General features: G+C 44.5%; 9 protein-coding genes and 1 pseudogene. 4 read left to right on the top strand and 6 right to left on the bottom strand.

Going from position 1 to position 9,712, the window contains the following annotated elements; genetic code table 11:
• Positions 1 to 168 precede the first annotated feature (168 nt).
• The gene (locus tag Q0R35_RS16045) at positions 169 to 1,101 is read left to right on the top strand and encodes a phytoene synthase (protein ID WP_295620588.1); all 933 of its coding nucleotides are present in this window, start codon (positions 169 to 171) and stop codon (positions 1,099 to 1,101) included.
• A 139-nt stretch (positions 1,102 to 1,240) separates the two neighbouring features.
• On the top strand, positions 1,241 to 2,371 hold the full coding sequence (locus tag Q0R35_RS16040; protein WP_295620585.1) for a fatty acid desaturase: 1,131 nt from the start codon (positions 1,241 to 1,243) through the stop codon (positions 2,369 to 2,371).
• A gap of 100 nt (positions 2,372 to 2,471) precedes the next feature.
• Here the strand turns inward: Q0R35_RS16040 and Q0R35_RS16035 are convergent, their stop codons facing one another.
• From Q0R35_RS16035 to Q0R35_RS16010, 6 genes are all read right to left on the bottom strand, one after another.
• Complete coding sequence (locus Q0R35_RS16035) at positions 2,472 to 3,413, bottom strand: GDP-L-fucose synthase (protein WP_295620581.1); 942 nt, start codon at positions 3,411 to 3,413, stop codon at positions 2,472 to 2,474.
• A 200-nt stretch (positions 3,414 to 3,613) separates the two neighbouring features.
• Positions 3,614 to 4,693, bottom strand: a complete 1,080-nt coding sequence (gene gmd / locus Q0R35_RS16030) for a GDP-mannose 4,6-dehydratase (RefSeq protein ID WP_295620577.1) — start codon at positions 4,691 to 4,693, stop codon at positions 3,614 to 3,616.
• A gap of 110 nt (positions 4,694 to 4,803) precedes the next feature.
• A complete protein-coding gene (locus tag Q0R35_RS16025; protein ID WP_295620574.1) occupies positions 4,804 to 5,499 on the bottom strand; it encodes a sugar transferase in 696 nt (231 codons plus the stop codon).
• 75 nt (positions 5,500 to 5,574) lie between these two features.
• Complete coding sequence (locus tag Q0R35_RS16020; protein WP_295620591.1) at positions 5,575 to 6,780, bottom strand: glycosyltransferase; 1,206 nt, start codon at positions 6,778 to 6,780, stop codon at positions 5,575 to 5,577.
• Positions 6,781 to 6,936: 156 nt separating this feature from the next.
• Complete coding sequence (locus Q0R35_RS16015) at positions 6,937 to 7,605, bottom strand: SirB1 family protein (protein WP_295620571.1); 669 nt, start codon at positions 7,603 to 7,605, stop codon at positions 6,937 to 6,939.
• A gap of 81 nt (positions 7,606 to 7,686) precedes the next feature.
• Entirely contained in the window at positions 7,687 to 9,237 is a 1,551-nt protein-coding gene (locus Q0R35_RS16010) for an FAD-binding oxidoreductase (RefSeq protein ID WP_295620569.1), read from the bottom strand.
• A 40-nt stretch (positions 9,238 to 9,277) separates the two neighbouring features.
• Here Q0R35_RS16010 and Q0R35_RS16005 point away from each other — a divergent pair, with 40 nt between their 5' ends.
• Positions 9,278 to 9,421 carry a hypothetical protein gene (locus Q0R35_RS16005; RefSeq protein WP_295620566.1) on the top strand — a complete coding sequence of 48 codons (144 nt, stop codon included), beginning with the start codon at positions 9,278 to 9,280 and terminating at the stop codon, positions 9,419 to 9,421.
• Positions 9,400 to 9,712 (top strand): annotated as a pseudogene (locus Q0R35_RS16000) (hypothetical protein); the annotation flags it as partial. The gene Q0R35_RS16005 and the pseudogene Q0R35_RS16000, both read left to right, overlap by 22 nt.

Raw genomic sequence — 9,712 nt, 5'->3', positions numbered from 1 at the left:
TTCTGGTAAGCTTGCAGCACGGGAGATCGCGAATTATCAGCCCGCAGTAGCAAAACCACTAGCTACGGCAATTTAGGTAATTTACTTGCCTAATCACTGGGTCGTCCGGTCGGAAAACCCGACCGCGCCGCACTTTTCGTTCCCCGATCCCCTAGTTTAGTCTCTGCAATGTTGCAACTGGAAAAGTCCCTACCGATCGTGACCACAATGATATCGACCGAGGAATCATACGAACTCTGTCGCCAAATAACTGCCCAATATGGCAAAACTTTTTATTTGGCAACAAAATTGATGACAGTCCCCAAACGGCGGGCGATTTGGGCGTTATATGCCTGGTGTCGCAACACCGATGAATTGGTCGATGGTGCCGATGCAGATGAGACTACTCCAGCTACGCTCGATCGCTGGGAAGCTCAACTAGAAGCCATGTTTAGGGGCATCCCCACCGATAAATACGATGTCGCACTAGTCGATACGATTGCTAAATTTCCCGATTTACAGATCCAACCATTTCGGGATATGGTGACCGGACAACGGATGGATCTTCGCAAAAATCGCTACCAGAGTTTTGAAGAATTATCGCTGTACTGCTATCGCGTAGCTGGGACAGTTGGCTTAATGTCTAATGCGATCGTCGGTGTCGATTCGCAGCAATTTACCGCGCCTTGGCATGGTAACAATATTAAGATTCCTACTGAAGAAGCAGTAGCGTTGGGAATTGGCAAACAGTTGACGAATATTTTGCGGGATGTCGGCGAAGATGCCGAGCGGGGACGGATTTATTTACCGCTCGATGAGTTGGCTTTATTTGGCTACACCGAGCAGGATCTGATGAATCGGGTGGTTAATGACAATTGGCGGGCGTTGATGCAGTTTCAGATCCAACGCGCGCGCAAGTACTATCAGCAAGCTGAAATTGGCATCAGTCGGCTCAGTCCCGATGTCCGCTGGCCAGTTTGGGCGGCATTGTTACTGTATCAAAAGATTTTAGATTCGATCGAGCGCAATGACTATGACGTGTTTACGCGGCGCGCCTATGTGAGTACGCCCAGAAAAATTTGGTGTTTGCCCGGTTCGTTGATTCGATCGCAGATGAAATAATCTCGTTTAGAATATTTAGTGGCACAATTAACTACCGATCGCACGTCATAGTAGCCAGAGTAATATTAACTGTCAGCTCGATCTATCTGTCAAGTCTATTCCATAACTATTCCAGAGATTTACTCTTGGATTCGATCGCATGAACGCTTCAATTAAAAAGTCAGATTTTGCTCTCAATTCTTACATGAAGAGTAATGACCTTCTAGCAATATTTCAAATTTTAAATACTCTAGTTCCTTACTTTTGCTTGTGGTTTTTAGCGGTTAAAGTGGTAAATATTTCGATATTTTTAATGCCGCCAATTATCATTTTAATGTCGCTGTTTTCGGTGCGGTCTTTTTCGTTAATGCACGATTGCGGACACTATTCGCTGTTTAGCTCTAAAAAAGTCAATCGGTGCGTTGGATTTATGCTGGGAGTTATTAATGCGATTCCTCAATATCCCTGGTCGCGAGATCATGCTTATCACCATAAAACGAATGGCGATTGGGAGCGTTATCGCGGTGTTGCCGACTTTTTATCGACAACAGAGTTTGCCAAACTAAGTCAGAAAGAGCGCGAAACTTATCAATTTATTCGTCAACCAATTATGGCGATTCCTGGTGGGTTCTTCTATCTAGCGATCGCTCCTAGAATGGCTTTAATATTAGGGTTGTACGATCTAGTTCGTCATATAATTACCGAACGCCAACAACATTCACTCAGTGTATCGGCGGCAATTGCCACTCATGAATCTAAGCATTGGCAGTCCAGAACTGAGTTTTGGGATTTACTATTGAATAACGTTTGCGTAATTACTAGCTGGATTTTGTTGAGTAACTGGCTGGGTGCAGGCTTCTTTTTAAGCGTATATTCGCTGGTAGTAACTTTATCTGCGGTGGTGTTTATTTGGGTTTTCTTCATTCAGCATATTTTTGAAGGTTCCTACGCTAATAAAACAGCAGATTGGGATTATTTAACTGGTGCGATCGAGGGTAGTAGTTATTTAGAATTACCGACAATTCTCAAGTGGTTTACCGCTGATATCGGTTATCACAATATCCATCATCTTTCAGAACGAATTCCCAATTACAACCTCGAAGCTTGTCACCGTCAAAATCTGCACCTGCTCTCGAATGTAAAAACATTACGCATGGGCGATATGCTCGATTGTGCTAAATTTATTTTGTGGGATGCCGACTCGAATAGTCTCGTCTCGATCGAATCATTTTTACAAAGTGAATCTGCAACAGCAGAGTTAACACCAGTTGTAGCGATGAGCGTAAAATAAAGTAGCTGAATTAGGACTATAAAACCATATCAAATAAACAAACCCGACTTCTCGAAGAAGTCGGGTTTGTAGCGGTATTAGTAACTTGAGTTAACTACTTTTAACTGTGAGTGCGATACCATTCGATCGTATTTTTCAAGCCTTTCTCGATGTCTACTTGCGCTGTAAATCCAAAAAACTCTTTAGCTCTTTGGGTATCTAAACAGCGGCGGGGTTGACCGTTTGGTTTATCAGTTTGCCAGACAATTTCGCCTTGATATTCCATGAGTTTACAGATTAAAGTAATCAGATCTTTAATCGTAATTTCGTAGTTAGTACCCAGATTGACTGGCTCGTCACCATCGAAACTAGTAGTTGCGATCGCAATTCCGCGTGCGGCATCATCTACATAAATAAACTCGCGGCTAGGACTACCATCGCCCCAGACTTGAATCTGTTTATCTCCGGCAATTTGGGCTTCATGTACCTTCCGAATTAAAGCCGGAATTACATGCGAACTTTCGGGTTTAAAATTATCCGCTGGCCCATATAAATTTACGGGTAAAAGATAAATGCCGTTAAATCCATATTGCTGGCGATAAGATTGCAATTGGACTAACAGAGCCTTTTTAGCTACACCATAAGGTGCGTTAGTTTCTTCGGGATAACCATTCCAAATATCTTCCTCTTTGAATGGTACGGGTGTGAATTTTGGATAGGCACAAATCGTCCCGACGCAGACGAATTTACCCACACCAGCTTGATAAGCCGCATGGATTAACTGAGTACCCATCATCAAATTATCGTAAAATAATTCGGCTGGTTTGATTTGATTCAAACCAATACCCCCGACGTGTGCGGCGAGGTGAACGATAACATCTTGATTGTGGACTGCTTTATGGCAGTTTTCTAGCACACGCAAGTCGCAATCGGCAGATCTGGGCACGGTAATGAGATCGGGATTGGCACCTTGCGCCTGAAGCTGACTAATTACCTGTTGTCCGAGGAATCCGGCACCGCCAGTAACGAGAATACGCTTGGTGGATAGATCTAAATTGGTCATAAATTCTGTTAATGTTGGTGTCGAAATTTTACCGATAGAGGTAAGTACTCAGTTAGGTCAAATAAATATCTATAGCATTAAGATAACTTGCGAACTGAACTAGTGGACAGTGCCCACTAGTTATCTTACGACTTACGACTGACAATTTACGATTTATGACTGATGATTTACGACTGACAAATTAAGACGAGCAGCGGATATCAATCATGCATTGTCGCTAATGCTTGACGCACGATCGCCACATCGGGTAATGTTTCTTCACCTTGATAATTTGGCGATTTGATGCCGAGTGCGTGGAGATCGGTATCGACCATTAAATGCACTAATTCGGTAAATGTTACCGATGGTTTCCAGCCGAGTTTAGTTTGGGCTTTGGTCGGATCGCCGATTAATAATTCTACTTCAGCAGGACGTAAGTAGCGCGAGTCGAATTCGACGTAATCTTTCCAGTTGAGGTTGACATAATCGAAGGCGATGGTCAGAAATTCATGAATGGCATGAGTTTCACCAGTAGCGATCACATAATCATCGGGTTGCTCTTGTTGGAGCATCATCCACATGGCGACGACATAATCTTTGGCGTAACCCCAATCGCGTTTAGATTCGAGATTGCCTAGATAGAGTTTATCTTGTTGCTTTGCCATAATCCGCGCGATCGCACGGGTAATTTTGCGCGTGACGAAGGTTTCACCGCGTCGGGGCGATTCATGATTGAATAAAATGCCGTTACAACCAAAAATATTGTAGGATTCGCGATAGTTGACGGTTTGCCAGTGGGCGAATAATTTGCCGCAAGCGTACGGACTGCGGGGATAGAAGGGGGTAGTTTCCGATTGGGGTACTTCTTGTACCAATCCATACATTTCGGACGAGCCAGCTTGATAATAGCGGACTTGGAGCTTCGTCCGCAGTTCGTAATCGCGGATGGCTTCGAGCAAGCGGAGCGCGCCCATTGCGACGGTATCTACTGTATATTCAGGGGCATCGAAGCTGACGCGAACATGGGATTGTGCGCCGAGGTTGTAGACTTCATGCGGTTTGGTGAGTTCTAGTAAGCGGCGAAGGGTGACACCGTCGGCTAAGTCACCGTAGTGGAGAAAAAGTTTGGCTCCAGGCGTATGCGGATCTTGATACAAATGTTCGATTCGATCGGTATTAAAGGTCGAGGTGCGACGAATGATGCCGTGAACTTCGTAACCTTTAGAAAGCAGGAGTTCGGCAAGATAAGAACCATCTTGTCCGGTAATGCCTGTAATTAATGCACGTTTTGTTTCAGTCATGTTGTCAGCGATCGGCTATCGGTTAAATTGGTAGGGTCTAAGTTCCCCATCATCATATATCCCAATTGCGATCGACGACTAATCATTCGAGCTAGTCGCGATCGCTAGTGTTAGTATGCCCCATTATTCTTAGGTATTATCGTTTGTCGCACAGTTTCTAGTACGATCCGCAGATCTAGCCAAAAATTCCGCCGCCTCACGTAGCTAACATCGATTCTAATTCTCTGGGCATAGGGAATATCATTCCGACCAGAAACTTGCCATAATCCGGTGATGCCAGGTCTGATTGTTAAAACTCGATCGATTTGCGTGCCATATCGTTCGAGTTCTTCTGGTACGAGCGGACGCGGGCCAACGACGCTCATTTCGCCTTTAAGAACGTTGATAAACTGAGGAAATTCATCTAAATTGGTAGACCTAAGGAATTTACCAATCTTGGTAATCCGAGGGTCGGCTTTGAGCTTATAGTTTTCATCGAATTCTTGGCGGAGATCTTCCGATTGTGCCATCATTTCTTGGAGTAATCGATCGGCATCGGGAATCATTGTCCTAAATTTTATACATCCAAAGTGGCGATAATTTTTACCGACTCGTTGTTGAACATAAAAAATCGAGCCGCCAGATGAAGTTAGGGCGATCGATACTGCTAGGAGCAGATAAATTGGGGAGCAAAATATCAGCACTAATAGTGAAAAGATAATATCAAATAGCCGTTTGACAAGATCTTGAGACTGGGTGTGGAATCTTTGCTTGTGGGCTAGAGACTTAACTACCTTATTTTTAATAGGTTGACTAGCTGCGGTCATTTTACTCCTCAATTTCACTCTATCACCAATATTCCTCAGATTACATCTAAAAATCGTTGTTGGCTATGCCGTGGCTCACAGATGACGGTCGGCTGGCTTTGACATGTTTGCGCCTTGGCACGATCGCCATTGGTGGTAATAACGATCGCGCACGCTCAGGTACTGCGATCGAAACACGGCTGTGGCAAACCCTTCAGCATGAGTCCGAATTTGTTCGGCTTGAAACTTATCGCGATAAGTTTCAAACGTAGCAATTGCGGCGACAATCGCAGCGGTAGTTTGAGTGGGAAACAAAATTCCCGTACCACCTTGGGGATGCTTACGAATGTCCAAGACGGTTTCTGCGGCACCACCGATGCCATAAGCGATAACAGGCGTACCACATGCCATCGCTTCTACCAACACAATACCAAAATCTTCGCAAGCTGCATAGACAAATGCTGTAGCGCGAGCTAGATAGTCACAGACGACGGCGTTGGGTTGCGAACCAAGAATGGTGACGTTCGGTTTGGCAATTTGTTGCAATTTTTGTAATTCTGTTCCGGCACCGATTACCACCAGATTTCTACCGTTCTGATTGAATGCTTCGACAATTAGGGCGACTTGTTTGTAGCCAACGAGTCGGCACACCGTCAGATAAAAATCATCTTTATCGGGATTACAACTAAATCTGTCGATATCGACTGGGGGATAGATGACATCAGCTTGTCGCCGATAGCATCGCCAAATTCGGCTGGCTGTAAAATGCGAGTTGGCAATGAAATGGTCTACCCGATTTGCCGAAAGCACATCCCACTGCCGCAAGCGATGTAACAGATAACGGGTCAATACGCCCGGTAAGCCCTTGCCAACTCGACTTTGATGCAAATAGTCAAAAGTCAGATCCCAGGCGTAGCGCATGGGCGTATGGCAGTAACACAGATGCAATTGTTGGGGGGTGGTCAGAATGCCTTTGGCAACGGCATGAGCTGAGGATAAAATTACATCATAATGCCGTAAGTCTAATTGTTCGATCGCGATCGGCATCAGCGGTAAATATTTCTGCACGTTACTTTTGGCTCCAGGCAAGTTTTGGAGAAAAGTAGTACCGATTTGTCTGCCATAGAGATAACTATCGGGATTTGTCGATTCAAAATCGATTAAGGCGTAGACATCTGCATCGACACATGCCAAGATTTCTTTGACTACTAATTCCGAACCTCCGGTAGCTTGAGGAGTCAACCATTCATGGACGAGCGCGTACTTGACATCTGTGGCAGGTTGGTTAAATAAATCGGGCATAGTTTTTGGCACGGCGATGTAACACGCCAGACAGGGCGATTCGCGATCGAAAAGACAGCATAATTCGCAGATCTTACCGCCTATGTGTACTTAAAAGTTAGCGATCGACTTTCAATGCAAATAGATTGCAACAATCCGATAAGGATTGAGTCGGTTTTATCGATCGAAGCCGATTGCATCGATCCAGTGTTTGATGATTAATGCTCGATCGAAGTCGGGTTGATTGAGATAATTAGCTTGTAAGTTATTTAAGATTCGCAATAAGATTTGACAATTGCTAACTGGCTGCAAGATTTCTGGCGGGAGAAAGGGAATATCTTGCTGATAGATGTTAATTAATTTCTGCCGACAGTCTTCAACAAATAAGATTTCGCCGCGATCGAAGACATCGACGAATATGCCCGCATCTTCAAAGTTAGGACGAATCAAAAAATGTCCGGGCATCCCAATTCCAACCATCGGAAAACCGATCGCTTTGGCAATGTGTAGATAAACTACCGCTAATGTAATCGGAATTCCCGTACGGCGATCGATGACATCATTGAGGAAGCTATTACGCGGATTATAATAGTCACGTTCGTTGCCATGAAAGTTCAGTTCTTCATATAAATATTTACCGATCGTCTGAATTACTTTGAGTGGGTAAGGGGTTTCTGACAATCGCTGGGAGACTTCGCTACCCATTAATTCTAGGGTGTCGATATAGAAATTGATGTCTAGATCGGGATATTCAGTTTGGGCGATATATAATGCTGCTGTTGACAAATCGATGTCTCGGTCAATTTGATTAATTTCAGCTAAGAATCGATCGAGTGGAGTAGGCATTTAGGAGTAAGGAGTAAGGAGTAAGAAGTAAGAAGTAAATATTTGTCGAGTAAAGCTTAGATCGCTTTCAGCTTTCAACTTTCAAATATGTAAATCTTGCCCCGAACCGTAGCGATACGATCGGATGAGTTGTTGATAATAGTATTGTTGGGCGGGAGTAAGATGGGTGAGTAATGGTGCGAGTAATTTACCGAGTGGATAAAGTCCACTATATGCACCAAGACTAATATAGTTCATCAGCCAATCGATTAAAGTGGGTATGCCCACATGAGGAACGACGGGAATTACCGCTTGTGGATTGGAAAGTGAGGTTTGAAATAACGTTCGAGAAAGTGCGTTAAACTGAACGACATCTTGAAGAAATGGGTTGAGTACATCGTCGCCTAAATCTGCCATCGATCGAAAGACAGCGGCTAGTAAATTGTTAATGCGATTGGGATGTAATTTTTGGTCGATGCCGACACTCATTGCTCGTTGAAACATCCAGGTAACTGCAATGTTTGGTTGGTAGGGCTGTAGTAATTGGAGATCTTTATTACTCAGCGCATCAGCCTGAAGTGCCATCGCAATGCCATCAGTCAACCGCGATAAATGTCGCATCATTGCGCCAAAACCGCCGAAACTGACGGGAGATTGACTGCCACTACTATCGCCGATTAATAATACTCTCGCCCAGTCGGTTTTGAGTGGACTATCGCGATAGGATGGAAAACAGCCAAATAAACATCGTTGGAAATTTAGGCTGTCTAATTCTACCTGTTGATATGTTGGTAATAAGCGCAGATACTCATTAAATAGAAATTCGACGCTAAACCTGTCGGGATGGGCATCTAGATAGGTAAATAAATAAGTGGTACGTCCATCTCGTGCGGGGAAAGCTTCCCAAAAATACTGACATTGATTTTGAATCGGCGTAATAGAGGCAAAAATATCGCCCGTCTCATTTTGCGCGAATCCTGTTGCACAACTGCCAACGACTAGACAAATCCCCTCTGGTTTTTTACCCGCTCTAGCCTGAGCTGCTAAGGGCGAAAAATGTCCCATCGCATCGATAAATAATTTACCAGTTAATTGTCCTGTACCAAGATCGATCGCGACTCCATTCGGATGAATCGTCAGGCGATCGCATGAAGTAAACTCTAATAACTTACCGCCATTATCTAAAAACTTAGCTTTGAGCGTAGCGAGTAAATATACCGGATCTACACCGATATTCAAAACATCCCGCACCCAAATATCGGGCGTATTCGGAAAAGCAATCCGCGCGGGGTTATATTCAGTCGCGATCGCGATCGCGAGTTCTGCATCAGATAGTAATTCTAGCTCCACCAACACCCGTAATTCCGCGCGAGAGATGTTCCACTCCTGCACTCGCCCTTTGAGTTCTCCCCGCTCGATAACAGCAACTTTAAAGCCCCGTAATTGCAGAGCCGCAGCCAGAATAATTCCCAGCGTACCACCCGCGATCGCCACCTCCACATCGATGGTTTTTAAAAATTCATCGCTTGAAACGACCATTTCTCGTGGAATAATCTGCCCCTGACGCAAATTTTGCCACATTTTATCGACGCGTTCGAGATTGACAAGAGTGTCGGCGGGAAATCGGGCAGCCATGTCAGCAGCGATCGGCATAGAATTAGAACAAAGAGAATTACTTACTATGGTAGATCGTATGGATAATCAATCTCAGGCACGATTGTCGATCGAAATCCCGATCGGTGTCGCTTGGCTCGATGGAAAAATTCAACCAGAAGAACGTCAATATCTAGCCAAAGTCGCTCAAGCGCGGCAGCCATGTCAGCAGCAATCGGCATAGAATTAGAACAAAGAGAATTACTTACTATGGTAGATCTTATGGATAATCAATCTCAGGCACGATCGTTGATAAAAATCCTGATTGGTGTCGCTTGGCTCGATGGAAAGATTCAACTAGAAGAACGTCAATATCTAGCCAAAGTCGCTCAAGCACATCAGCTCGTCGGTACAGATGCGATCGCGGTAGATCCCGAACTCGAAGCATTACTCGCGGGAACGATCTCGATTACTCCCGCCGACTGCGAAAGTTTAATTCAAGCATATTTAGGAGATCGATCGATCTACGATGACG

Source organism: Chamaesiphon sp. GL140_3_metabinner_50 (assembly GCF_025361915.1).
Lineage (GTDB): Bacteria > Cyanobacteriota > Cyanobacteriia > Cyanobacteriales > Chamaesiphonaceae > Chamaesiphon.
Note: the sequence above shows the minus strand (reverse complement) of the source record. Positions and strands in the feature narration are given on the sequence as shown.

Coding starts and splice junctions, on each gene's coding strand:
- gmd (WP_295620577.1), bottom strand. CDS start 4,693: ATGACTGAAACAAAACGTGCATTAATTACAGGCATTACCGGACAAGAT.
- Q0R35_RS16040 (WP_295620585.1), top strand. CDS start 1,241: ATGAACGCTTCAATTAAAAAGTCAGATTTTGCTCTCAATTCTTACATG.
- Q0R35_RS16035 (WP_295620581.1), bottom strand. CDS start 3,413: ATGACCAATTTAGATCTATCCACCAAGCGTATTCTCGTTACTGGCGGT.
- Q0R35_RS16045 (WP_295620588.1), top strand. CDS start 169: ATGTTGCAACTGGAAAAGTCCCTACCGATCGTGACCACAATGATATCG.
- Q0R35_RS16010 (WP_295620569.1), bottom strand. CDS start 9,237: ATGCCGATCGCTGCTGACATGGCTGCCCGATTTCCCGCCGACACTCTT.
- Q0R35_RS16005 (WP_295620566.1), top strand. CDS start 9,278: ATGGATAATCAATCTCAGGCACGATTGTCGATCGAAATCCCGATCGGT.
- Q0R35_RS16015 (WP_295620571.1), bottom strand. CDS start 7,605: ATGCCTACTCCACTCGATCGATTCTTAGCTGAAATTAATCAAATTGAC.
- Q0R35_RS16020 (WP_295620591.1), bottom strand. CDS start 6,780: ATGCCCGATTTATTTAACCAACCTGCCACAGATGTCAAGTACGCGCTC.
- Q0R35_RS16025 (WP_295620574.1), bottom strand. CDS start 5,499: ATGACCGCAGCTAGTCAACCTATTAAAAATAAGGTAGTTAAGTCTCTA.